23 protein-coding genes and 2 rRNA genes are annotated in these 25837 nt (G+C 47.0%); 20 read left to right on the forward strand and 5 right to left on the reverse strand.

Annotated features, from left to right (window positions below):
- Positions 1–81 precede the first annotated feature (81 nt).
- From GWK75_00735 to GWK75_00745, 3 genes are all read left to right on the forward strand, one after another.
- Positions 82–3298: ribosomal RNA gene (locus tag GWK75_00735) — 23S ribosomal RNA — on the forward strand.
- Between the two features lie 173 nt (positions 3299–3471).
- Positions 3472–3581: ribosomal RNA gene (gene rrf, locus GWK75_00740) — 5S ribosomal RNA — on the forward strand.
- Positions 3582–4052: 471 nt separating this feature from the next.
- On the forward strand, positions 4053–4250 hold the full coding sequence (locus GWK75_00745; GenBank protein QHU90989.1) for a hypothetical protein: 198 nt from the start codon (positions 4053–4055) through the stop codon (positions 4248–4250).
- A 31-nt stretch (positions 4251–4281) separates the two neighbouring features.
- On the opposite strand, the gene GWK75_00750 is transcribed toward GWK75_00745, so the two are convergent.
- Complete coding sequence (locus tag GWK75_00750) at positions 4282–4770, reverse strand: hypothetical protein (protein QHU90990.1); 489 nt, start codon at positions 4768–4770, stop codon at positions 4282–4284.
- A complete protein-coding gene (locus tag GWK75_00755; protein QHU90991.1) occupies positions 4730–5557 on the reverse strand; it encodes an ROK family protein in 828 nt (275 codons plus the stop codon). The genes GWK75_00750 and GWK75_00755 overlap by 41 nt, the downstream gene beginning before the upstream one ends.
- A gap of 91 nt (positions 5558–5648) precedes the next feature.
- Between GWK75_00755 and GWK75_00760 the strand changes: the two genes are divergently transcribed.
- The 7 genes from GWK75_00760 (at position 5649) to GWK75_00790 (ending at position 15102) form a co-directional block, all read left to right on the forward strand.
- Positions 5649–6131 (forward strand): hypothetical protein, encoded by a 483-nt coding sequence (locus tag GWK75_00760; GenBank protein QHU90992.1) that lies wholly within the window; start codon positions 5649–5651, stop codon positions 6129–6131.
- A gap of 139 nt (positions 6132–6270) precedes the next feature.
- On the forward strand, positions 6271–7338 hold the full coding sequence (locus GWK75_00765) for a S1 RNA-binding domain-containing protein (protein ID QHU90993.1): 1068 nt from the start codon (positions 6271–6273) through the stop codon (positions 7336–7338).
- A 59-nt stretch (positions 7339–7397) separates the two neighbouring features.
- Positions 7398–9176, forward strand: a complete 1779-nt coding sequence (locus tag GWK75_00770) for a translation initiation factor IF-2 (protein QHU90994.1) — start codon at positions 7398–7400, stop codon at positions 9174–9176.
- Positions 9177–9275: 99 nt separating this feature from the next.
- Positions 9276–9587, forward strand: a complete 312-nt coding sequence (locus GWK75_00775) for a hypothetical protein (protein ID QHU90995.1) — start codon at positions 9276–9278, stop codon at positions 9585–9587.
- 8 nt (positions 9588–9595) lie between these two features.
- Positions 9596–14293 (forward strand): hypothetical protein, encoded by a 4698-nt coding sequence (locus tag GWK75_00780; protein QHU90996.1) that lies wholly within the window; start codon positions 9596–9598, stop codon positions 14291–14293.
- A 31-nt stretch (positions 14294–14324) separates the two neighbouring features.
- Entirely contained in the window at positions 14325–14627 is a 303-nt protein-coding gene (locus GWK75_00785) for a hypothetical protein (GenBank protein ID QHU90997.1), read from the forward strand.
- Between the two features lie 28 nt (positions 14628–14655).
- Positions 14656–15102 (forward strand): hypothetical protein, encoded by a 447-nt coding sequence (locus GWK75_00790; protein QHU90998.1) that lies wholly within the window; start codon positions 14656–14658, stop codon positions 15100–15102.
- 50 nt (positions 15103–15152) lie between these two features.
- Here GWK75_00790 and fmt read toward each other — a convergent pair whose 3' ends face one another.
- From fmt to priA, 3 genes are read right to left on the reverse strand one after another with little or no spacing between them, the layout of a single operon-like run.
- Positions 15153–16028 (reverse strand): methionyl-tRNA formyltransferase, encoded by an 876-nt coding sequence (gene fmt / locus GWK75_00795; protein QHU90999.1) that lies wholly within the window; start codon positions 16026–16028, stop codon positions 15153–15155.
- A gap of 2 nt (positions 16029–16030) precedes the next feature.
- Complete coding sequence (def, locus tag GWK75_00800; GenBank protein QHU91000.1) at positions 16031–16606, reverse strand: peptide deformylase; 576 nt, start codon at positions 16604–16606, stop codon at positions 16031–16033.
- Between the two features lie 28 nt (positions 16607–16634).
- A complete protein-coding gene (gene priA, locus GWK75_00805; GenBank protein ID QHU91001.1) occupies positions 16635–18575 on the reverse strand; it encodes a primosomal protein N' in 1941 nt (646 codons plus the stop codon).
- A 51-nt stretch (positions 18576–18626) separates the two neighbouring features.
- Here priA and GWK75_00810 point away from each other — a divergent pair, with 51 nt between their 5' ends.
- The 10 genes from GWK75_00810 (at position 18627) to ftsA (ending at position 25829) form a co-directional block, all read left to right on the forward strand.
- Positions 18627–19283 carry a hypothetical protein gene (locus GWK75_00810; protein ID QHU91002.1) on the forward strand — a complete coding sequence of 219 codons (657 nt, stop codon included), beginning with the start codon at positions 18627–18629 and terminating at the stop codon, positions 19281–19283.
- Between the two features lie 90 nt (positions 19284–19373).
- Complete coding sequence (locus tag GWK75_00815; GenBank protein QHU91003.1) at positions 19374–19685, forward strand: ArsR family transcriptional regulator; 312 nt, start codon at positions 19374–19376, stop codon at positions 19683–19685.
- Entirely contained in the window at positions 19685–21370 is a 1686-nt protein-coding gene (gene recJ, locus GWK75_00820) for a single-stranded-DNA-specific exonuclease RecJ (GenBank protein ID QHU91004.1), read from the forward strand. The genes GWK75_00815 and recJ overlap by 1 nt, the downstream gene beginning before the upstream one ends.
- Positions 21371–21464: 94 nt before the next feature.
- A complete protein-coding gene (locus GWK75_00825) occupies positions 21465–21800 on the forward strand; it encodes a hypothetical protein (GenBank protein QHU91005.1) in 336 nt (111 codons plus the stop codon).
- 278 nt (positions 21801–22078) lie between these two features.
- Entirely contained in the window at positions 22079–22456 is a 378-nt protein-coding gene (locus GWK75_00830) for a hypothetical protein (GenBank protein ID QHU91006.1), read from the forward strand.
- 104 nt (positions 22457–22560) lie between these two features.
- Complete coding sequence (locus tag GWK75_00835; protein ID QHU91007.1) at positions 22561–22776, forward strand: 30S ribosomal protein S21; 216 nt, start codon at positions 22561–22563, stop codon at positions 22774–22776.
- A 3-nt stretch (positions 22777–22779) separates the two neighbouring features.
- Positions 22780–23235, forward strand: coding sequence for a GatB/YqeY domain-containing protein (locus GWK75_00840; GenBank protein QHU91008.1), 456 nt, complete (start codon positions 22780–22782; stop codon positions 23233–23235).
- 19 nt (positions 23236–23254) lie between these two features.
- Positions 23255–23806 (forward strand): AAA family ATPase, encoded by a 552-nt coding sequence (locus GWK75_00845; GenBank protein ID QHU91009.1) that lies wholly within the window; start codon positions 23255–23257, stop codon positions 23804–23806.
- Positions 23794–24558 (forward strand): type I methionyl aminopeptidase, encoded by a 765-nt coding sequence (gene map, locus GWK75_00850; protein ID QHU91010.1) that lies wholly within the window; start codon positions 23794–23796, stop codon positions 24556–24558. The genes GWK75_00845 and map overlap by 13 nt, the downstream gene beginning before the upstream one ends.
- Before the next feature lie 35 nt (positions 24559–24593).
- Positions 24594–25829 carry a cell division protein FtsA gene (gene ftsA, locus GWK75_00855; protein ID QHU91011.1) on the forward strand — a complete coding sequence of 412 codons (1236 nt, stop codon included), beginning with the start codon at positions 24594–24596 and terminating at the stop codon, positions 25827–25829.
- Positions 25830–25837: the final 8 nt, after the last annotated feature.

The following is a 25837-nucleotide window of genomic DNA, read 5'->3' on the forward strand; positions in this document are numbered from 1 at the left end:
TGATGTAAGAAAGAAAAGATTGACGGCGAGTAGTTGGATTTCGGTAATGAATAACAATTACTAGTTAAGTCAATGCATAAAAAGGTACTCAAGGGCACTAAATGGATGCCTAGACGTATATTACCGATGAAGGACGTGGAAGACTGCGATAAGCTTCGGGTAGCTGTCAACAAGCTTTGATCCGGAGATTTCCGAATGGGGGAACCCAGCATGAGTAGTGTCATGTTGTCTACAGCTGAACACATAGGCTGTATGAACGGGAACCAACTGAACTGAAACATCTTAGTAGGTTGAGGAAAAGAAAGTAAATAACGATTGCGAAAGTAGTGGCGAGCGAAATCGCATGAGCCCAAACCTTACAAGTTTTCATCTGTCAGTTTACTGGCAGTTGAATAAGCTGATAGGCGAATACTTATAAGGGGTTGTGATATTACACAAGACCAAGCCAGAGAACTTGAAGTGATTCGAGGAATCTGGTTTGCGACGACAAGCTATCAATTGTCGGTGAGGTAAAAAATCGGCGTGGTTAGCAGAATAGTTTGAATGACTAGCCAAAGAGCGTGAAAGCCGTGTACGCGAAAACGACGCTGACCTTATATGTGTTTTATCGAGTAGGGCGGGGCACGAGAAACCCTGTCTGAATCTGGCTGGACCACCAGCCAAGGCTAAATATAATATACGATCGATAGCGAACTAGTACAGTGATGGAAAGGTGAAAAGAACCCCGGGAGGGGAGTGAAATAGATCCTGAAATTTAGTGCCTACAAGGAGTCGGAGCCGGCTTGTCCGGTGACGGCGTGCTTTTTGTAGAACGATCCAGCGAGTTAATTTTATCAGCAAGGTTAAGTCAATTGATGGAGCCACAGTGAAAGCGAGCCTGAATAGGGCGTTTAGTTGATAGGATTAGACCCGAAACCGGGTGACCTAACCATGAGCAGGCTGAAGCTACTGTAACAGGTAGTGGAGGGCCGAACCAGGGTACGCAGCAAAGTGCTTGGATGACTTGTGGTTAGCGGTGAAATGCCAATCGAACTCGGAGATAGCTGGTTCTCCTCGAAACAGTTTTAGGACTGGCGTCATGTGGTAGCAGTCGGGGGTAGAGCTCTGTAAAGGACTGGGGGGAGCGATCCTACCCACCCTTAACAAACTACGAATACCGACTGTGGAATCATGGCAGTTAGAACGGCGGAGCTAAGTTCGTCGCTCAAAAGGGAAACAGCCCAGACCATCGTCTAAGGTCCCTAAATTTACGTTAAGTGGGAAACAAGGTGAGATTTCTTAAACAGCTAGGATGTTGGCTTAGAAGCAGCCATTCATTTAAAGAGTGCGTAACAGCTCACTAGTCAAGAGATCTTGCGTGGAAAATGTAACGGGGCTAAACGTAATACCGAAGACATGGGTCTATGCATTAGCATGGGCGGTAGAGGAGCGTTCCTATCTGCGGTGAAGCTGGACTGTAAGGTACAGTGGAGCGTTAGGAAGTGAGAATGCTGGAATGAGTAACCATAAGACAGGTGAGAATCCTGTCGGCCGTAAGAGCAAGGTTTCCTGAGCTATGGTAATCATCTCAGGGTTAGTCGGGCCTAAGCCGAGGCGTAGAGCGTAGGCGATGGACATCAGGTTGATATTCCTGAACCGGCGTAATTTGTACACTGTTCACGGAGAGATATTCGAAGCGGATTCATGGTTTATCCGTCCAACCGAGGGGGAACCCAAAGGGAGTGAAAGTTACTTTTCGAAGTGACGATTTTGGAAAAGGCTCTGGCTAGAAAAGCAGGTGTACGCGTGATTATGTCCGCCCGTACCGCAAACCAACACAGGTGCTCGAGTCGAGTAGACTAAGGCTTACGAGAGAACCTTCGCTAAGGAACTCGGCAATACAGCGACCGTAACTTCGGGATAAGGTCTGCCCCCACTTCGGTGGATATAAAGCCGCGTACTCCTCAGCGAGAGTATTGAACGAAACGGTTAAATTTAATGTAAGTGTAATGACTTGCAAGCGAGTACGTTGCATATTCAAATCCGAATATGTAATTGAAAAACCTTTTTATAACCAATATTTTTTACTGAGATAGAGCAAATGATTTTCAATAGAATCGGATGCTTTTTTGTACGCGAGTCCTTCGTATCTAACGATGTGGGGGCCGCAGCAAAAGAGCCCACGGAACTGTTTATCAAAAACACAGGTCTCTGCTAACACGAAAGTGGATGTATAGGGGCTGACTCCTGCCCGGTGCTGGAAGGTTAAGGGGAGTGCTTCACGGTGCGAACTGAAGCCCCAGTGAACGGCGGCGGTAACTATAACCGTCCTAAGGTAGCGAAATTCCTTGTCAGGTAAGTTCTGACCCGCACGAATGGAGTAATCATGTGGGCACTGTCTCAGCGAAGGACTCGGTGAAAGTGCATTGGCGGTAAAGATGCCGTCTGTCCATACCAGGACGAGAAGACCCCATGGAGCTTTACTACAGTTTTACATTGATCCGGGTTGCAACATGTGTAGCATAGTTGGGAGGCTTTGAAGCAGATACGCCAGTATTTGTGGAGCCACAGGTGAAATACCAACCTTGTTGTAGTCTTGATCTCACTTTTGCCGTTATCCGGTAAGAGGACCGTGTATGATGGGTAGTTTAACTGGGGCGGTTGCCTCCTAAAGAGTAGCGGAGGCGTTCAAAGGTTGGCTAACTTCGGATGGAAATCGAAGTGATAGTGTATGCGCATAAGCCAGCTTGACTGTGAGGACTACAATCCAATCAGAGACGAAAGTCGGAGCAAGTGACCCGCTGTATAGAACTTTGTTCAATGAATGTGGGATCGACAGCGCACACGGATAAAAGTTACCCTGGGGATAACAGGCTTATAGCGCCCAATAGTTCACATAGACGGCGCTGTTTGGCACCTCGATGTCGGCTCATCACATCCTGGAGGGGGAGCACCTTCCAAGGGTTCGGCTGTTCGCCGATTAAAGTGGTACGCGAGCTGGGTTCAGAACGTCGTGAGACAGTTCGGTTTATATCCGGTATGGACGTCAGGAAATTTGAGAGGATTTGCCCCTAGTACGAGAGGACCGGGGTGAACGTACCTCTGGTGTACGGATTGTGGCCACCTGCTGCATTGTCCGGTAGCTATGTACGGAATAGATAAGCGCTGAAAGCATATTAAGCGCGAAACTAGCCTCAAGATTAGATTTCCCTATGAGGACACAGAGAGACTATCTGTTTGATAGGTGCAAGGTGGAAGTGCGGTAACGTATGGAGCCGAAGCATACTAATAGTCCCATTGCCTTTTTATGTTCTTATTTTGTGTCAATATCACTATGATAGTAGCGCAAAATAAGGTAGACTTAACTAGTGATTGGTGTTCATTACACCAAGATCGTTGATCTTTTCAAGGACGTGCTGCCATCGACATCGAAGAAAGGGGTTTGGCCCACCGTGGAGATTTATACGGGACCAAGCGCTTTAAACCCCCTCCTTCGGTGCCCATGGCGATGAGGAAATACCTGTTCTCATTCCGAACACAGAAGTCAAGCTCATCAGCGGCGATTATACTGCCACAAGTGGGAAACTAGCACGGTGCCGAATTATATAAAAGCCCTCCGAATAGGAGGGTTTTTATTTTGTCTGAATACGCCTACTTCCTAAATAGCTATATGGTGATTTTTGCAAAGATTTTGTGAATAGGCGCAGCTTGCTGTTTTGAGCTATACAAGTTTAGCTACTGACTCTAAATAAATCTGCCTCTAGTGAGGCAGATTTATGATATATTCTCGGATCTCGCAGAAAACGAGAATTATTTTTGTGGTGAACTCGTAATTTTTTAAAAGAGTTCAAACAGGTGCATATCTATATTATCGCACAGAATGCATAAGTGCAATACTTTTTATACCATAATAATGATGATTGTAACCATTGACATTTTGTTATGTTTGTGCTAATATAAAACCATACACATAGCATATGTGAGGTAACAGAGAGGGTCCCGGTTCACCTACTGTCGGTAGATGAACTGAACCCTTTTTATTAAGCTCTAAAAGAGCAGGGAGAATGCTAGTAATGGCAGGAACAAAAGCGGGCGGCCTTAAGGCTGCACAAAAGAACCTTCAAAAAGACCCAAATTTTTATGCGAAGATCGGCGCAAAAGGTGGCCGTAATGGTCATACTGGCGGTTTCGCTGCCAATCCTGAGCTTGCGCGTATTGCAGGCGCAAAGGGTGGTCGTATCTCACGCCGAACAAAAAAAGCCGACAAATAGGCGATCAACGAGGTATTTTAAAAAACGCTCCCTATAGGGAGCGTTTTTTAGTAGAGTAGCGTCGAAGTGCGCAATTACGGGCTTCGTTAACCCGCCACGATGCATTGCAGGCAACGCATCGATATGCCAGAGCGCCAATTTGGATGCCTGTCGCGCTACACTTTGGGCACAGCGAACGATCATGGAGCCAGTCTCGGTAGGTGTCAAGCGAGTCCTCCACCGTGTCGCTGTCTAGGCTGACTTCGTATTCTTCGGCAATTTTGACAGCCTTGTCCCAGGCGGCTCGCTCTATCTGAAGTAGCTCAATGTCATTGCTGTAGTCAGCGTGGTCGAGCAGGGCATGGCCAAATTCATGTAATAAGTAGGCGTTTGCAAGTGGATCGGAAGGATTGAAGGTTATCGTGTGGGTGGTGTGGTCCCAACTAAAAAACTCTCCTTTTAGGAATACCAGGTCGGTCAAATTAGGGTTGCTGGAGGCGCTACTTTGCAGCTTTTTTACTAGAAAGGTAATCTTTTCCATAGTAGTAACAGCCGTAAACAACTGCTTCTTCTGGGTGACGTGCCTGAATAATTTTTGGCAACTCGATATGTTCTGGGAGGCGTTCACGCAGGGTATCTCGTAAAAAATCGGCGTATCTATCAAAATATGTGCCGACACTGCCGCCAATAATAATCACATCGGGCTGGATCGTCGGGATAATGACCAGGAATCCTCGACTCATACGATCGGCAATCTGTCTCCAGGTGCGAGGACTGGTGATGTCGCGGGCAAATTTTTTGTAAACATCAACTATTGCGCGACCGCTTGCAAATGACTCCCATATGCGGACTTTGCCATCAAACTCAAGAGGTATATGGCCTATTTCACTAAAGCGTAGGCCGCGATCAATTTGCCCATTGACGACTAGTCCACCGCCAATACCCGTGCTGATGGTTACGTAGAGTGATGACACGGGAGTTGTTGGGAGGATTCGCGTCTCGCCGAGAGCCGCAAGCTTGGCGTCGTTTTCTATAAAAATTGGCACGCCTGGGATCATGTCTTTGAGGCGTCTTCCGAAATCAATATTGCGCCACGGTAAGTTGCCACACCACTTGACTACGCCGTGATTGATGACGCCGGGAATGGCGAGAACAATTACATCAACTTCTTTATTCCTAAATTGTGAGCCGACGACCTCTTTCAATTGTTTGACGTACTCATCTGGATCTTTGGGAGTGGGGAACTTAATTGATTCGCCTATTTTGCCATTCACTCCGAATGACGATACAAGCGTTTTTGTACCACCAGTATCAATTGTAACTATCATGCCCCTATGTTATCACATACTGTGAATTGATTTCTGGGGTGAAAAGGGTTATAATATCAAGTAAGTAATTTGAGAGGAAAGTAGAGTTATAATGGCACGTCGAAGTGAACAGGGAAACGTACTTGGATTTGTGCTGGTGGGAGCAGTTTTAGCTACCTTGTTGGTAGGTGGGGTTTGGTTTGCCCGTAACCAACTGACAAATAATAGTAACGGTGATATGGCGTCGAACGCAGAGGCTCCGTCAACGCCCGAGGCGTCGTCGTCGGATAAAAAACAACCAAATCAATCAGAAAAAGCCGGCTCATCAAATGGCGATAAGTTAAAAGATGCACTTTCTACGCAACAGGCAGCCGAGGAAAAGAAGGCTCAGGAGCAGCGTGCCGCCCAAGAGGCATCCTCGGCGACAAAGGCTACTGCGCCAGCATCTACCGGTGAGACACTGCCAGCTAATTCTCCTGCGGTCTCGTCGACGCTTCCTGCGACCGGTCCTGGCGATGTAGTAATACCTATAGTCGGAGCTACCTCTCTGGTCGGTGTTGTTCTGGCCTACAGGCAATCTCGCCGTCTTGTATAGACTAAATACGTCTACTAGTGTACAATAGACGTTAGTCTGGGCTCATTCTATTTGAGTGCGCCAAGAAATATCAAATTTAAGAGAGGAGTTTTGGCGAGTTTAAGTGTTATTACTTGCACTAGCTTGCCGATAAACTTATATGGCAAAAGCCACAATTACAATGGACGAACTGCTCGCTAGTGATAGCGTTAAGCAGATTGTTGCAGGTGAGGTTGTCACCGGTCACGTTTTGAGCGTGAAAAAACACGAAGTATTAATCGACCTAGGAGCACAGGGCGTCGGATATGTTCCGCGTCGTGAGGTCGGCCTTGGCCGTCAGCTGAACGTTGGTGATGAAGTGACGGCAAGCGTTGTTGATACAGAACTTGAGAACGGATACAGTCTTTTGAGCCTTCGCAAAGCTGCAAAAGATCGCGGTTGGGAAGAAGTCCAGGCGAAGATGGATGCTGCTGAGATCATTGAGGTTGCACCTTATGACGCAAATCGCGGCGGTATGCTTGTTGAATACGAAGGTGTACGAGGTTTCTTGCCAGTTTCACAGCTTTCTGCTGAACACTATCCACGTGTCGGCAGTGCTGACAAGGATGAGATTCTTGCTCGACTGAATGCGTTGGTAGGTCAGACGCTCAAGGTCCGTATTCTTGATTGCGATCGCAAGGCTAATAAGTTGATCTTTAGCGAAAAAGAGGCAGTAAAAGACGGTCTAGCAGAGCGATTTGAGCAACTTAAGGTCGGTGATACGGTTAGCGGTATTGTTACGGGAGTGGTCGACTTTGGTGCATTTGTTAATGTCGATGGAATTGAAGGGCTTGTACATATCTCAGAGATTAGTTGGGAGCGTGTTAATAATCCAAGCGATTACGTTAAGGTTGGCCAGACCGTGGAGGCGAAAATCATTAGCATTGATAAGGAACGTCTCAGCCTTAGTATGAAGCAGCTTACTCAAGACCCGTGGCTTGATGAAGTCGAGAAGTTTAAAAAGGGCGAAAAGGTTGAGGGAACCGTAACGCGTATCACGCCGTTTGGTGCATTTGTCCAGATTAGTCCAGCGGTTGAGGCGTTGGTCCATATCTCTGAGCTTGGTAGCGGTAATGACGTTGATCCAGAGAAAGTCTTTACCCTGAACGAACGTAAAGAGTTTGTTGTCCTAGACATCGACAAGGAAAATCGCAAAATCAGCCTCAGTTTAGCTGACAAAAAGAAATAGACACGCGTTAATTCGTGAATAGTTGATCCGGCAAGCTGTCGGGAGAAAGGAGTAATCAGATGAGTCAGGCAGAAAAGAAAGTACTGGTTATCGCAGATTCGATTACTGTCGGTGAGCTCGCTGAGACACTCAACCTTCCAGTGACGCAGCTTGTCGGGGAATTATTCAAGAACGGTATCGTGGCGACGATTAATCAACGAATTGATTTTGAAACGGCAGAGATTATCGTGGAGGAGCTTGGGCTTGACGTAGAGTTGAGGCGTAAGGAAGCGGAAACTGCATCTATACAGAGACTTCACAAGCCTTCGGAGGCTGCATCTGAAAGGCCTCCAATCGTTGCGGTGATGGGTCACGTTGACCATGGTAAGACGACTCTACTTGATACGATTCTTGGTACAAAAACGGTAACCGGTGAGGCTGGGGGGATCACTCAGCATATTAGTGCGTACCAAACTATTCGCAATGGTCGACCGATCACGTTACTGGATACGCCTGGGCATGAAGCGTTCGCGGCTCTTCGCCAGCATGGTGCAGCACTAACAGACGTGGTAATAATTGTCGTGGCAGCTGATGATGGAGTGATGCCACAGACAGTTGAGGCGATTCGTTTTGCCCGCAGTGCAAATGCGCGTATTGTTGTCGCGATCAACAAGATGGATAAAGAGGGAGCTAATCCAGACATGGTCAAGGCTCAGCTTGCTAGTGAGCATCAGCTTAATCCAGAAGAATGGGGTGGTGATACTATTATGGTGCCGATTAGCGCTAAGATGAACGAGGGAATTGATAAGCTGCTTGATATGGTTCTGCTCGTGGCCGATATGGAAGAGCTAAAAGCCGATACTGATGTGCCAGCTGAGGGACTGGTGATTGAAGCGCACATGGAAAAAGGCAAGGGGTCAGTTGTAAATCTCCTTGTTGAGCAGGGCATGCTTAAGCCGGGGCACTTTCTTGTTGCTGGTACGGCATATGGCAAGGTGCGCACGCTAGTTGATTTTGCCGGTAAGACACTAAAGGAGGCGGGGCCGTCGACGCCAGTGACTGTGACGGGATTCAAGGAGTTGCCTCAGTTTGGTGATGTGTTTACTATTGTGAAAAATGAAAAAGAGGCTCGATTGATGGTTGAGCGTACAAAGATAGAGGCAGAGAGAAATGCGGCCAGTACCAATGTCACGGGCGCAGATATCCTTAAGATGATGACGCAAAAACACGATACGCAAGATCTAAATGTCATCGTAAAGGCGGACGTACAAGGCTCTCTTACATCAGTAATGGACAGTCTTCGGTTGGTTGACACCAAGGGCCAGATCACGCTTCGAATTATCGGTAGCGGAGTTGGTAATGTAAATGAAAGCGACGTGCGGCTTGCGGAGAGTTCAGATGCTATCATATATGGATTTAATATCGAACTTCCTCCAGCAGTTAAGCGTCTCGCGATGCGTGACAAGGTTCAGATTAGGCTTTATCGTGTTATCTACGAACTACTTGATGACGCACGCCAGAGTATGGAGCAGATGCTTGCACCAGAGGTTGTAGAAACAGAGGTTGGAAAACTTACGGTAAAAGGCGTTTTCCGCACGATGAAAGAAGAGGTTATATGTGGTGGTGAGGTTACATCTGGAAAGGTGATGCCTAATGTGCTTGCTCGTGTTCTGAGGGGTGGAGAGCAGATTGCCGAGGTGGAAGTGACTAATGTCCAGAGACAGCAGCAAGAGGCAAAAGAGGTATTTGAGGGAGAAATGTGTGGCCTCAGTCTGAAGACTGTCAAGAAGCTTATCGTTGAAGAGGGTGATAAGTTGGAGTTCTTTACCCGCGAGCTTGTTAAGCGTACGCTTAGCTAGTCTTTCTTACTATTTGCAGCGGTATAACGCTTATGGTATGCTTTACTGTAGAATACAGTATGTATGTCATCAAAAAGCAAAAATAAGAGGAAAAGTACCGTGGATGATTCGTTTGACACATTTATCAAAGATATGTTAAACGCAAAGCAGTGGAACACTGCGGTTGATGGTGACGTACGCAGACAGCTGGAAAGTGACCTAAAAAATCGTCTAACTGATCAGGTAAATCGATCGGTTATTGAGGCGATGCCCGAAGATCGTATAGATGGGTTGAATGGGTTGTTAGACCGAGAGGCCCCAGATGAGGAAGTCCAGCGTTATATTGCCGATTGTGGCGTTGATGTACGTCGTATTACGCTGGAGACAATGTTACGGTTTCGCGATCTGTACCTGGGCTCAAAAGGTAGGTAGAGGACGCTATGGTAGATGATGCTAATAGGCAGGATGTTCGTCAGCCCAATGACGGAAAAGAGGCAAATAAAAAGCTGACGGCCGAATCTTTGTCGGACGAGCAGCTAGAGATGATTGCTGGAGCCTGGGATGATCTAAGGAATAGCAATACTCCTATGGCAGATCTCTGTGAGGCTATGTCACAGAGTAAATTGTTTGATTTTACCTCAAAGTATAATACAAATAACCTAGAGCTAAGAGCGATAGCTTCTTCGGCGCGCGAGACGCTAGAGGCACGTCATTTAGCGCAACGTAATGCGCGTAAACAAGAGCTGCAGCATATACTAGATGCCGTAGACAGCAAGTTAACTTATGCTGATAAGCGAACGGCACTTTCTGACCTGCTTGGTTTTAGGACTATATATGATATGAATATCTCTGACATCGATCATTTTCTTGCCGATGCTAGGAAAGAGCTTGAGGAGATCGAGGCAAATGAGAGTCAAGGTAGCCAGTCGGCTGATGATGAACAGACGACGGCGGGGGGCAATACCTCAAGTCAGGTTAATAATCAGAATAGCGGACAGTCAGCTGGCGGCAATATTACACCTAGTGTCTCGGGTCCAGGTAGACGAATAGCTACGCGGGGAGCTCGGCCTCTAGAGCATGACCTGACTTTGACGTTTATAGATCAGACTCATGATGCAATTGCCGCAGCTCGCGATGCCGCTGAGTCTAGAAGACGAGATGAGCTCCAGGAGGGTGGTCGTTTAAAACGATTTCTAAAGAGAATCTGGATGGGTGAAAATGGTGTTTTCGGGGCATACTATTTAGAGAAGTATAAGAAAGAGGCGCTTGAGACGATCTCCCAAGAGAATGATGTATTGGCGCATGTATCAGACGAGGACGGACGTAGACAGGCTCAACTAGCGACAATTTATCGGTTTCAGTCAGAATATGAGGAGTCTATTCATACCGATGCTGGTGAGAGGCGTACTAAGCTTGATGATAGCTCAAAGTTTTCGGGTGGAGTGAAGGATCTTATAAGACGCTACGTAGAGGATGAAATCACAGACCCTGAGGCGCTTGAAGAGGAGAGGGGTCGCTTACTCCAGGAGTTAAGTGACTCTGAGGGTAAGGAAGCTATCGGTGAGGGCAAGGTTCGAATTGATAACTTGCTTGATATTTCTGAGCAGGTAAAGGCCATGGTTGATCATGGCGAGAGTCTTGATCGTGTTCTTGGGGGTATGAATGTGTATGTCGGTGAATCGCGCTCTAATGTCCGCTCTGAGTCGGAGCTAAGTAAGACTGAGCGTGTGATAGAGCGCTTGAAGCGAACTAAAGTCGGTAGCTTAGTGAGTCCAGAGGTAATTGGCTTATCTGCCGCGGTTGCGCTTGGTATGGCGCGAGCCGGACGTGGCACCTTAATGCGCGCTGCAGGTGTGACTCTGGCTCCGGGGGTGCTTGGCGGAATATTTTCAGCTTTTCGTGAACATGCAAGGGTAAAGCAAGAGAGGACTATTCACTCTCGCGAGATGGCGCAGGGCAAGAGATATGAGTTGGGTGTGCGTCGTGAGGAGATGGAGGCGACGCGGTATGAGACGATAGAGGCGAATGCGTTGAGTAGGATGCTGGAGGATCTTCTGGTCGTTAACGAGTCAGATGAAGAGGGGGCAGAAAATGCACAAAATGCGTATGAGACAATTGCATCGGTGGAGGCGCGTATCCAACTTTCAGATAAGAGAAATATTGACCTCATTTCTTATTCATCTGTGACGGAGATTGAGCTAGAGAGGCAGCGGCTTGATGTTGCACGTGCAAGGGCTAAGATCATGTTGGGCTCTCGTATCGATAATCTTTCTAAGGAGTATTGTGATCAGCTGGGTATCACAGAGGAGATGTCGGTTGATGAGGCGCTCGAGCAGTTTACTGGTCCAGTGGTTGAGCTTAACAGTGATATTGACGCAAAAGATAGGGCATTTCGCAGTTTGCGTCGTCGTCGAGTCGCAAAGGCTGCCGCAGTCGGCGCAGCAACAAGCCTTGCTGTCGGGGTTGGTATACAAGAGGCAGCTGCCTTTGCCGATCCGAGCTACGACGGTATCTTAGAGCGTGTTGTGGATCCTGAGACGTCGTCTACGGATGGTCGGCAAACACTTTTGGAAGGGCTGGTAAATGCACAACCTGGCTCTATAGAACGCACAGAACCTTCTGCTGTATATGAAAGTCATATGATTGGTTCATCTGGAGGTCAGATCGAAATTCCTAGGGGATACAGCGTAGCGGAAAATACTGATGGAACAATTAGTATTGAAGCACCCGATGGTAGTCGTCTTGCTGACGGTCTTACGCTTGACGATCGGGGCCATTTGACACCCTCAAGCTTAGAAGCGCTTCGAGAAAAGGGTGTTGTTTCAACTGATCTAGGCCAAGTTATCGAACATGCCTCAACTGTGACAAAAGAGGTGTCTGTTGATGAATATAACCAACAGCATGCAAAGGATCTTACGCATGTTAAGCGTGACTTTTGGTATGATAATAGCACTTCGCCGTATGACAAAAATGAGCTTGGTCTTTGGTGGGGTGGCACAAATGGTAATGGCGTGGGCCCAGAAGGTGGAATTCAGATGAGTGTCAGCTCACTGACCGAAGGCGGATCACGCTATAATGGCCACAATGTTTCTTGGTCTGAGTCTGCGCAGGAGGGCAAGATAAAACTTGCTATTTCCGCCTCTCGCGATACGCAGAGCATGGTGTATATGGTAGATGTTAATCCAGATGGTACAATCGATATTCCTGCTGATAGTCCTGCTGCAAAGTTCTTCTCGGTGGATGCTAGCGGTCAGACCGAGTTTCGTGGTGCGTATGCCGAGTTGGCTGAAGTTCATGAGACCAGAGAAGGTGTAACACACATTAGGCCTCTAGCTACGGAGGTAGGATCTAACTCAATAAAGGCGATTGCGACCGAGACGACAGAGACAACCGTAGAACACGTTCCACGCCTCAAGCTAACGCCACCCGCAGTAGAACATTTGATCTCAGAGAAAGAGGTTGAAGGATTTGGTGCGCCTGGGTTTGTTCCGCGTCGATCGCTGGAGCGTACCCAGAGGACTGCATCGAGACTACCTGATTATGATGACTCCGTCAAAGAAAGGCTCAGAAGGCTTCGGGAATCCATTTTGAGACCTAATAGTACAAATCATGATAGTGACAGTGCGGGTTATGGAAATCTTAACCATAATAATCCTAATAAGCGTGGTCGATGGTATCAAGAGAGGTCTCCTCGTCTACAGCAGGATCCGGATGCAGAACTTGAGACTGGGGAAGAGCTTGATTTTTACTATAATCAACAAATCAATAGTCGCGGCAAAGAGTATATAGCAGAAATTGATGAGCGTATTGATGACAATGAAGTTCTACGAGATATGGATAAAAATACCCGAGCGATAGTCGTAATGCCTGTTCATGCCAGTGAAGAGAGCAATAATATTTATAAAACACTATCTCTCTATTCCCAACAGGATGAAGAGTCGAAATCACAATCAGTTATTCTGATGAATCTGAACTGGATTGATCGTGAGAAAGATAACCCAGAAAAAGCGGCAGGTATACAAAAGACACTTGATGAGATTGAGCGGTTCAAGGACGATCACCCTGAGGTAAAGATCGCACAATTTACTAAGGAGTGGTCTAATGATTGGTACGAAAACGTACGCCATAAAGCAATGTATGGTGAAATTATAAAAACGCTTTATGATACTGCAGCATTTAGTGTCCGTCGTGCTATTAAGGAGGGTCGTATGCCTAAAGACCAAGAGGTTCTGATGATCACCAATGATGCTGACGCCAGGGGGATGAGTAAGAATTACCTAGGACGCTATATTAAGCAGATGGATCGATCTCCGCGCTCAGATGGGTTTATCGGGCGGATTCATTGGGGACTTGAGGCGGCAGAGAAGTATCCTGGGTACTACTACGCACAAAGATATCAGCAACTTGCCAACGAGCTTTCTACTGGGGCACGCGGCTTTAAGACGCCTCCAGCAACGATTGGCCCAAACTCGGCCTTTCGCGTTAAGGCGTATGCGGCTATTGGTGGATGTGAAGACCAAAATGATATGGGAGTTGGCGCTGATTCTGTCCTGGGTTACAGGCTCTGGGCCGCACGAAATGGTGACGAGCAATCGACTTCTAGACATTCAAGGCGAGTTATCTGTCCGGTGGCGGGTGCTGAAATTGATAGTGCGCCAGAGAGGCTGCTTAACCAGGGCTATCGCGAAGGAAAGTTTATGCCAGACGCTTGGAGGAACTTTAATCAGCAGGTGGCTCGTGACGGCGGATCCTCCGACGAGAGTACTATGGTGCCCGATGAGGACATAGGTAGAGACTTTGAGTCAATTCGTGAGCGTATTGAGCAGCAATACACAGAATATATAAATCGTTGGTATGGTGGCGACATGAGCCTCGCGTCACTTACATTGTCGGTGCTTCATCCTAGTGACCGTAGTGTAGAGAAGCCTAAAGAGATGTGGAAGTTGCGTAGAATGTCTGGTGGTAGGGTAGAGTTTCATTTTACTAACGCCGGGATTAGTCAGCTGAAGCGAAGTATGATTAGAGATGATAAGGGGCGTAATCGCTCACTTGGAAAACAGTTAGAAAGGAAGTACTACGGTGGGTGGACTCGTCGATCAAGGCAACAGGCGCCACTTACCCGTCCAAAACAATCTTAGTTAACGTAAATAATTTAAGAGGTAAATACATATGAATAGAGAACATTTAGTAGCGATGAGACAGCAAGTATTAGACTTGCTGCTACCGTTAATTATGAACGGTGAAGGTGAGCCAACTGAGCGATTCTCGTTGATTATTTCAGCAATTCGGGCGGGAGCAGGAACAGATGATCTGTATGATAAAGCTTTTGAAGTAGCGAACTCTATAGAGGATGCTGAGGAAAAGCGTATGGCGCTCTATGATCTTTTGGGTGAGATAGAAGCGGATATTGATCAGTTGGACAACACTTCGATTGAGGTAAACTCCTCTTCTGAGCAGACGAAAAGCTCCTAGGTGATATAATTATCAATAAGGAGTAAATATGTTTCAATTAGATGATAAATTTCTACAAGAGGTGGGGCTTGGTGATTTGCCAGAAGACCAAAAAGCAATGTTTCTCGCTCATTTTCGAGAACAGCTAGAGCTGAGGGTTGGTACGCGTCTTTCGGATGGTCTCAGCGGTGACCAGATTGAGCAATTTGAGGCATTCATTGAACGTAAGGATGACGTAGTGAATGCTTGGCTGGCTGAAAATGCACCTGATTATCAAAATGACAAGATTTATCAGCAGTTAAGATCTGGCGCGCCAGAGAATATTCCTCAAAATGTCATACTTGCTGAGTATGCGTCTCTCAAGTGGCTAGGGATAAACCGACCAGACTACAAAGATGTAGTTACACAAACCATCGCTGAGCTCAAAGACGAAATTGTCGCGAATCGCGATGCAATTCTGGGTGTCGATTCGGGCCAAGCGTCAGCAGCCGTATAGTGGCTTGTCTCTTTATGAAAAACACGCGTCAGCGCTATACCGTAGGTGTTTTATAGAGGATGGCCCCTCAAGAAGTCATCGCGCGACATAGTTTTTCCGCTAGGAGCAATAACCTCATCGATTGATAGAAAAGCTCCATTGGAGCACTCAATGTCCATAGGTGATTGCTTGGTCATGACGCCGTGTGCTTTCGTGACGATCAAGTCGTATGTACCTATATTAACTCGTGATCGGGGGTAGCCTAGGTGAGCACGTATGCGTGCTTCGGCCTCACCGGGAGTGAGGTGCGAGAGGTCTAGTCGACTCTCTGACTTATCTAATAGTGAACAGTAGGTGGCGAGATCGTCGTCTTGTGGTGTTGGTTGTAGTTCACCGCTTACAATGCGAGGCAAGATTTGGACTAGCAGGTTGGCGCCAAGTGAAAATAAGATGTCGTATAGTTCAGGCTTTGTTTCGGTAAAATCAAGTGCGTAGGGGACTTGTGTGTAGATTGGCCCTGCGTCCATGGCCTGATCGAGTTTTATGATCGTGACACCAGTTTTTCTGTCACGATTTGCAATAGCAGACTCTATCGGAGACGGCCCCCGGTATAGAGGGAGTAGCGAGGGGTGTAGATTAATGATACCGGGTGAAAATAGCTCCAAGACAGATTGAGGAATAATTTTGCCGTAACTGGCCAGTATGCCTACGGGTTCTCCAAGTTGGCGAATATTATCGATGATATCTCTGAGATTTTTTGGCTGCCACACTGGTATCTTGTGTTCCACGGCAAACTGTTTTACGGCTGGCGGCAAGAGCTTTTTATGTCGTCCTTTGATAGAGTCTGGTTTAGTGACGACGGCGGCAATTAAGTAGCCTGACTCTACTAGGGCCTTAAGTACGACAAGGCTATGATGCTCTGTGCCAAAAAATACGATCGGTTTCATTGCTAGCCCCAAAGTTCGTGATTGTCTTTGACGTAGAGATTGTAATCTAGAGGCTCAAGCTCGCCCTGACTGTTTAGGCGATAAAATGTATCTTGTCTGTCGTGTATGCGGTCAACAAAAACAAGGCCATTTGTATGGTCGATCTCGTGCTGAAGGACGCGAGCAAGAAAGCCCTCTGCCTTGATTCGAACCTCGTTACCGTCTATATTCAGTGCCTTGACTCTAACTTTGGAATAACGAGGGACTTTGCCATAGAAGCCGTTTACGCTTAAACATCCTTCGTAATCCGAGATTAGCTCCCCCTCATACTTCACAATCTCTGGATTAATAAGTGGCGTAAACTCACGTATAGATTTGTCATCAAAGTCACTTCTGACAATAACCACTCTCTCGAGCGTATCGACCTGGACTGCTGCAAGTGCGGCACTGATTTCGTGCGGTCGAGAGTCCTCCCAGTCGAGACTAGCGTCAACCATGTCCTTGACTAGCTTACGCGTAGCGTCGGTTATAACATGAACTTTTGCTGACTTTTTGCGCAGGTGGGGGTTTGGCAGGGTTATAATATCTTCTTTTTTCACTTCCAACAGTATATCAGATAGAGGCCAACTATAGTAGGCTCATAGGATCGAGGTCGTATTGCCAGTGAGCTGATGGTAAGTCGTTATCAATGATGTAGCGTAGCTTGTTGCGATCGGTTGACTTAATTATAATTTGCCAGCGATAGGTGCCGTGTTGTCGCTCATAGAAGGACGGGGTCGGCCCAAATATTGTCATATCTGTATATTTTGAGCGAATTACTTTTGCTAGAGAGGTCGCATTACGAATCGATGCAGCCTCTGTTTTGTATACGCAAGTTAATTTAAGCAGGTAAGTAAATGGAGGAAACTTTGCTCGCCGCCTTTCGTTTATGGTGTTTTGGTAGAAGCTGTCAAAATCTTGTCTAATTCCATCGCGTATTGCTGGTGCTTCAGGTTGGTATGATTGGACTATCACTGAAGTGTTGTGGCGAGAGCGACCCACTCGACCGACAACTTGAGCAAGGAGTTGAAAAGTGCGCTCGCTTGAGGTGTAGTCGGGTATAGATAGACCAGCATCTGCCTGAATTACACCAACGGTACGGAGGTGAGGTAGATCAAGCCCTTTTGCAACTACTTGGGTGCCGATAATGATATCAATAGTCCCGTCATACATAGATTGATAGCGATATTCAACGGTCTCGGTACCGTCTGTATCGCCATCGAATCGCGCGATACGTGCGGTCGGAAAGATTTTTTTAAGTTCACTTTCAATGAGTTTTGTACCTATACCTTTGTGGATAATCTCGGTTGACTGGCATATAGGGCATGAGGTCGGCACTCGTTCCCTATGGGCGCAAATGTGACACTGTAGACGATGGAGGTCAGCGTGAAGGGTTAGGGGGACGTAGCAGCGTGGACATACACCCGTCCAGCCACATGTTTCACACAGTGTGGTGCTGGCGCTGCCCCTGCGATTGTGAAAAATGAGAGACTGCTTGCCGGCGTTTAATTGGTCGGTGAGAGACTGAAGCAGCTTGTCTGAGAAGAAACGGTGTTGGATGAAGTTGGTTTTTTTTGTCATGTCAACAACTGCTATATTTGGAGGTGTTGTATCTTGTCGAGCTGGGTGGGGTAGGTGAATAATTGATTTATTCATCTTTAGGGCTAGGTAGTACTCTGATACGAGTGGAGTAGCTGAACCTTGTATGACACGACTCTGATGATGTGACCCGAGAATACTCGCTACCCTCAGGGCAGAGTAACGAGGCGACTGATCTTGCTTGAAGCTTGGCTCGTGGGCTTCGTCAATAATAATTGCCCCAATGGATGAGAGAGGGAGAAATAGGGCTGAGCGCGGTCCTATCGCGACACGAGGAGCGGTGCTGTTTAAGGCGTCTAGCCACGCCAGGTGTCGTTCTGCCTCGGTTTGACGAGAGTGCGTCAAGATGATGTCTTCAAAATGCTGTTGAAACTCGCTAACTAGTTGAGACGTGAGGGCTATCTCTGGAACAAGTACTATAACCGACTGACCGTTTGCGATGATTGATTTTGCGTATTCGATATAAACAGCAGTCTTACCGCTGCCAGTAACGCCATGTAGGACTACCGTCCCTGGGGGCATTTGTTTGAGGTTGTCGACAGCTTCAATTTGATGCTTATTGAGCAAAAAACTTGTTCTATCTCTGGTTGGTAGGGGAAGAGCGTTTTTTTGCTTGCGACGCTTTTTTGCGATTCCTTTTGGCAAAATAGTTTGCAGTACGACCGCTAGGTGGGTTGCGTAGTACTTGCTTATCCATAGAGTTGTTTCTATGAGCGGTATCGGTAGTGGCGAAATGGGGAGTAATTCTATGATGTCTCGAGTGTCGTATGTTGGTTTGGTGACCTTTTTTAGGACTAGTCCAATGTGTGTCTGTTTACCAACAGGTATGATAACAAGTTGGCCAATATTGACTAGCTGATTTGATGCGTAAGTAAAAGCCGCACTTGACGCACGAATTATCCTTGTTGGCGCAACCTCATAGTAATACACGACCTATATTATACCTTGCGATTGGCTGATATGAGCTGATACTATAAACATATGTATTTTGAGGATAGGGCGCAGGCTGGCCAGATTATAGCGGCTCAGATAGGCGAGCAATATCGATACGAGAACTGTGCCGTCGTTGCACTTAGTGTGGGTGGCGTGTTGGTTGGAGAACAGATTGCTGCCCAACTTCATTGTGTTTTAACTATGCTTGTTACTGAAGAGATTGAGGTGCCAGGCGAGAGCGTCAGTATAGGCGCTGTATCTCAGGCGGGTAACTTTACTTACAATAGCGAATTTACTGCAGGAGAAATTAATGAGTATGCTAGTGAGTTTCATGGTTACCTTGATGACCAGAAGAGGCAAGCATTTAGTCGTATAAATCGACTAGTCGGCGATGGTGGCGTTATTAGCAAGGATATGTTGAGGGATCGTATCGTTATACTGGTGTCGGATGGATTTTCTGATGCGGCGATTATCAGCGTGGCGCTTGATTTTCTCAAACCGATTCGGATTCAAAAGCTTGTTATTGTGGCACCCGTCGCAACTGTATCCGTTGTAGACAAGCTACACGTGATAGCGGATGAGCTTCATATCTTAGATGTAAAGGAGAATTTTATGGGAGTTGACCATTATTATACTGATAACACGGTTCCTACGCGCGAGGAGGCGGTAGCAAAAATTAACCAAATCATACTTAATTGGCGTTAAATTGCGCGACAAGAGCCTTGCAAATGACGTCTATTAAATGTAGAATAAAAAGCAACAGTATTATTGGAATGTGAACAGAAAGGGTTCAGCGTGCTAGACGTTTTTATTACATCGCGTGTCCGTAGAAAAATTGTAGTCGTCTACGCAAAGTATCCTGATTTTCATACCCACGTTCGCGGTCTGGCAAAGCTTATCAAAGAAGATCCAGGCAATATCCAGCGTGAGCTAAAACGACTGGAAAAGGTAGGGTTTCTCTCTGCCGAGAAGCAGGGTAACACGAAGATTTACTCGACGAATAAACAATTCCCTATATTTAAAGAGTTGCAGAGTATCGTGATCAAGTCACAGCAACATTCGGGTGCGGGTAGGCCGAAGCGAACAACAACTGACATTCAGTCATAATGCGTCTTTTTGATCAAATAATGCAATCGCGTGGACTGGTCGGCGAGGCACGCGAGTTGTTTTTGAGTCCACAATACGAAGCCGGCCACGATCCGTTTTTGCTTCCCGACATGAAGGCGGCGGTTGATAGGCTGGTGTTGGCGCGCGAGTCTCAGGAGCACGTTACTATCTATGGTGATTATGATATTGATGGGCTGACGGCTACGACTGTACTGGTTGATGCGTTTGCAAGCTTTGGATTTAGGTTTGTGGAGACATTTATACCAAATCGATTTGTTGAAGGTTATGGCATGACGGTAGAAGCGGTAGAGCGTATCGCCAATACGGGTGCGACTCTTATCGTAACGGTGGACTGCGGTAGTCTAAGCGAGGAGCCGATCAAGAGGGCTAATGAGCTGGGGGTGGACGTGATTGTGACTGACCACCATAACGTTGCGCCTGTTCAGCCTCCGGCGATTGCAGTCATCAACCCAAAACGCTTATTGCAGGATCGCCCAAAAGACTACACTGATTTCATTTTGACGAAAAGAAGTAGTGCAGGGAAATATTATCCATTTCTTGATTTGCCAGGTGTGGGTGTAGCTTTTAAGCTAGTGCAGGCGATGCAAACTCGACTTGAGGGGCTTTCCGTTGGTCAAGAGAAGTGGTTATTAGATCTGGTTGCACTTGGTACGGTTTGCGATGTTGTGACGCTAGTTGACGAAAATCGTATGCATGTTTTTTGGGGCCTAAGGGTGCTTTCTAAGACTAGGCGGCCTGGCATAAAGGCCCTGATGGCGGTGGCAGGTATTGATCCCGAGAATATTGACGCACGTGCACTTGGTTTTGCACTCGGACCTCGTATGAATGCGGCCGGTAGATTAGAGACGGCAAAATATGCACAGGATATGTTGCTGACCAGAGACACTACAAGAGCACTTGAGCTTGCACAAAAGCTCGACGAAATGAATCAGGCGCGTCGTATGGCCCAAGATGAGATTTTTAAGGGGGCGATTGTGCAGGCTGAGAGGTATCTGAGAGATCCTGTGCTGGTATTAAGCGACCCTAGCTGGAGCCATGGTATTATCGGGATTGTCGCGGCAAAGATCCTCGAAAAATATAAGAAGCCAACCTATGTTTTGCAGGAGATGGGCGAGGAGAGCAAGGGGTCGGCACGTAGCTATGGAGATTTTAGCGCGGCTGATGCGATTCGGGCAAGTGACGATATCATCACGAAGGGCGGGGGGCATAAGCTTGCGGCTGGAGTAACTCTGCCGACGGAAAATATTGAGGCGTTTCGTAAGAGGGTTAATGATTATTTCTTGTCACTTAATTTACGGCCACAACAGCCTCTCCTTTTACCAAAAGCTGATGTTACGATAGATAGTTTTTTGGAGGTAGACGAGGGGCTAATTGGTGATATAGCCAAGATGGAGCCATTTGGTAACGGTAACCCAGAGCCAATTCTACGAATAAATAAAGTTTTGGTAAGTGGCGTACGTCGAATGGGTGCAGAGGCTCAGCATTTGAAATTATTTGTACAAGATAGGGACGGAAAAGAGCTGGCATTGCTAGCCTTTTCGGCACCAGAAGAATGGTTTGTCGAGCCGGGCGACTATGTGAATATTTGGTTTCAGCCTAATATCAACGAATGGAATGGCCGTCGAAGTGTCGAAGGGCGATTAGTGTATCTAGAAAATGCTTAAGATTGCAAAAAAGTCTATACTTAGTTTATTATCCCTAATATAACAACGGTTGTCTCACGAAAACTTCGTGACCGTAGTTTGAAGGGAGGCCCTCATGAAGGGGTTTGACATTAAGGTTGAGGGTCTGGAAGATATCGTCGACAAGGCGGGCGAGGTGGTCGTGGAGTACCCCACGTTTGAAGAGGTACTGAACGCCCGTAACAGGGGCTTGAGCGTAACAATAAGGTCTCTCTGGCTTCGTATCAATAGAGGGGCTATTTCCAGGCTCGAATGCTATAGTATTAGGCTTCAAGAAATAGCAAATGTAAATTATGACTTGAAGGAGAGAACTTATTCCTTTGAGGGTACATCATTGTTGGTTCGTACTGTTAGAAGATTCCAAGTCGTCGTCTATATAGATAAAGACAGGGCGTATATGTTTTCTAAATAGAGCCTGACCCAGAAGTTGAGCCTGCTCCTTCTGGGTCGGGCTCAATTTCATATGTCGTGATCAGGTTGCTGCTATATGCCCTCCCGAGCTTGTTGGCAAAGCTTTAGGGTGTTTACCTAATTTTTTCATCTGCGGGCCTAGGGCGATCTGCAGTTTAGCCCTATCTCATTTGGAAAATGCTTAAAGTTGCAAAAAGCCTATATATAATTTACTATCACTACCATAACAACGGTTGTCTCACGAAAACTTCGTGACCGTAGTTTGAAGGGAGGCCCTACATGAAGGGGCTTGACATTAAGGTTGAGGGACTTAAATGTCCCGGCATCGTAACAATCGAATCCCTGATAACATACCCCCCTCTCGAGGAGGTAATAAGGGCGTATAAGAAGGGGCTAGGTGTCGAGGTTGGCTATTTATACACCCGTATTAATGAGGGTGCTATAAAAGAAGTTGACTACCACACGCTGACCCTCCATCGAGTGTTGGAGGTTAAGTGTAACACGAAAAGAAACAAGTATTCTTTTCGAGGCTCTCACGAGTTTGTCTCTAGGAGCTCGTCATTCGGGCAATGTATAGCTAGGACTGAATACCTGGGCTATAAAGTGGTTGTTCACAAGGGAGGTGCCTATATGGCCCTCGCTAGCTCCCGTCTCTGATCGAGCCTGAACTAGAAGTTGAGCCTGCTCCTTCTGGGTCGGGCTCAATTTCATAGAGCGTGGTATTTGCAAATCGTCGCTCCATCTGTTACAATAGTGCCGATATGGTACAAGTTACACGAAAAGATGAACGTGAAGCGAACGAGAATATCATTCGTCGCTTCAATCGTAAAGTATTGCAGAGTGGCGTACTTGCAAAAGCGAGGGCTTCGATGCGTTTTTCTAAGCCACTGAGCAAAACTGAGCGTCGTCAAATGGCAATCATCCGCAAGGAACGAAAAGCAGATAAAGTAGCGAAAATGCGCCTCGGAATCCGCTAGTCAATGACGCTTAAAGAACGAATCAACGACGAAATGAAAGCCGCCCTTCTTGGCGGCAATCGTTTTGCGGGAGAGGTTTTGCGTAATCTCAAAGCGGCAATTCTCAATGAAGAGGTGGCTACAGGCAGGCGTGATGAGGGCCTGGACGACTCGGGTGTTGAGAAGGTTGTTGCTCGTGAGGTTAAAAAACGTACAGAAAGCGCCAAGATATATCGCGACAATGGCCGTCCTGAGTTGGCGGAGCCAGAAGAGCGAGAGATCGAGGTGCTAAAGGTATATCTACCAACTCAGCTGACTGAGGATGAGCTGACGACGCTTGTCGAGCAAAAGATCGCTGAGCTTGGTGTCTCTGGCTCGCAGGCTATAGGCCAGGTGATTGGTGCGATAAAAGCAGAGGTTGGTAATAAAGCTGACGGCGCGACACTAGCTAATATTGTAAAAAATACACTATCTAAATAATTTTTGAGAGGAAACTAATATGATTCTTTTGTTTGGTCCAACAGGTGCAGGAAAAAGCATGCAGGGTCAAATGTTGGCCGTCCGACAGGGCTGGAAGTGGCTTTCTACCGGAGAGATGCTTCGACAGAGCACTGACCCGGAGGTGATAGAAACTCTCAAATCGGGCGAGCTCGTTAGCGACGAGCTTACCTATCATGTATTTGAGTCGGCTGTTCAGGATGCGCGTGATAAGAAATACCCAAATATAATTATCGACGGATTTCCTCGCACCAAAGAGCAGGCGGCGTGGCTTGACCAATATATGGAGGAGATGAACGAGAAAATTGACGTCGTTGTCGTACTTGAAGTACCTGAGGCAGAGATTATGGCGCGTCTCGAAAAGCGCCATCGTATGGAGGACACGCCAGAGACAATTGCAAGGCGCATGACTATCTACCGACAAAAAATGTATCCAGTGCTCGGCACTTTTGCTGAAGCAGGTGTAAAGATCGTTCATCTAGATGGTACTGGTACGGCAGGTGAGGTACACGACCGCATCTTTGACGAGGTTACTGCGGCATGTCAGGGCTAATCACTGGGGAGAAGACGCCTGAGCAGATGCAGGCAATGCGCGAGGGGGGCAAGATACTTGCTCAGATATTTGATGACATTAGAGGATATGTTCGATCTGGGCTGACCGAACAGGATATTGATAAATTTGTTGACACAAAGATCAAAGAGTATGGCGCAAGTGCTACATATAAGACTAGTGAAGTGAACTTCCCTGGTGCAATTTGTATCAGTACGAATGATGAGATTGTTCACGGGGTGCCTAGTAGTTACGTACTACGTAAGGGCGATGTAGTTAGTTTTGATCTGGTGATCACATACAAGGACATGAAGACTGATTCAGCATTTACGATGGTTGTCGATGAACAACCAAAGGGTGCAGTGAAGCATCTTCTTTCGGCAACAGAGCGTAGTCTGTACGCTGGGATTGATGCGATTAAAGGGCCGGTTTATACGGGAGATATCGGCGCGGCAATTGAAAGGGTGCTAAAAGACGCGAAACTAGGGATTGTTCGTGAGCTTGTTGGACACGGTGTAGGTCTCAAGATGCATATGCCACCCGATATACCAAACTATGGGCGCAAGGGGACTGGTGTTTTACTCAAGCCAGGTGACACAATTGCTATTGAGCCAATGGCAACTCTCGGTGGTGAGGGTATTATTGAGCTTGACGATGGTTGGACTTATGCTACGCGCGACGACAGTCTGGCGGCACACTTTGAGCACACCGTATTAATCACCGAAAGCGGTGCAGAAATTATCACTAAGGCGTAACTGCAACCACAAGGGTTATGCTATAATAGCCCTATATGCAAGAACAATCTCGATACGCAGTCGGAATTGATGTCGGTACAACGATGATTCGTTGTGTGGTGGGGCATGTCGATCCGGCGACTGGCACCCCAACGATTGTCGGTGTCGGGCAAGCTCCAAATACCGGTATGCGAAAAGGGACAGTGGCTAATCTGAGCGGTCCTGCACATGCTATCGATCAAGCACTTCTCGAAGCGGAGAGGATGAGCGGACATCAGGTAGATGATGCTACGGTTAGTATCAATGGTTCGCACATTACGAGTACAAAAACCGATGGAATGATTGCAGTTGGCATGGCCGATCACGAGATCAACGATGAAGATCTCGGGCGTATTGAAGAAGTGGCGACGACTGGAAAGCTGCCAGCAAATCGCAAGATTCTAGAGGTTGTGCCATTTAGCTACACCCTTGATGGCCAGGGTGGCATTAAAGACCCGATAGGAATGAGCGGAACTCGTCTAGAGATTAGTGCTAACGTTATATCAGCAATGGCGCCATATGTATCTAATCTACAAAAAGCTGCGGAAATGGCGACTGTATCTACCAATGAGATTATCCCATCTGCAACAGCGTCAGCAAAGGCAGTACTGGGTGAGTCGCAGATAGAGAGCGGTGTCGCGGTAATTGATATTGGTGGCTCCACGACGGGCGTAGCCGTGTTCGAGGAGGGCGATCTTCAGTATGTTGGTGTGGTCCCTATGGGGGGCATTAATATTACAAATGACCTTGCAATTGGACTTAAAACTGATCCAGAGGTTGCTGAGAAGGTCAAGCTCAAATATGCTGTAGCGGTCGGACATGCCGATAATGAGAGCGTGAGTATAGAGCAAGATAAAGAGACCTTGTCTTTCATGACGCGTGATATTGACGAGATTGTTGAAGCTCGTCTTGAGGAGATTTTTGAATCTGTTAATCGTGAGCTTAAGAAAGCTGGTCGGGCTGGCAGGCTGCCAAGCGGAGTTGTTCTAGTTGGTGGTACGTCAAACATCAAAGGTATTGCTGAGTTTGCCAAGAAGCAGCTCGGGGTGGCCGCTCGTGTGGGTAAGGCGACTGGTTTTGGTGGTGTTGCCGACGATATAGATAAGCCTCAGTATGCTACTGCTGTGGGTTTAATGCTAATTGATGCTGAGCGTACGGCGGTAAGCAAAAATAAGCAACCCAGCAAAGGGGGCGGTGCGATCAAGGGTGCCGGCGGTATATTTAGTAATTTCTTGAAGCGATTTAAATCCTAATTGTTCTC

The organism is Candidatus Saccharibacteria bacterium oral taxon 955 (assembly GCA_010202265.1).
In the GTDB taxonomy this organism is placed as follows: Bacteria; Patescibacteriota; Saccharimonadia; order Saccharimonadales; family Saccharimonadaceae; genus Saccharimonas.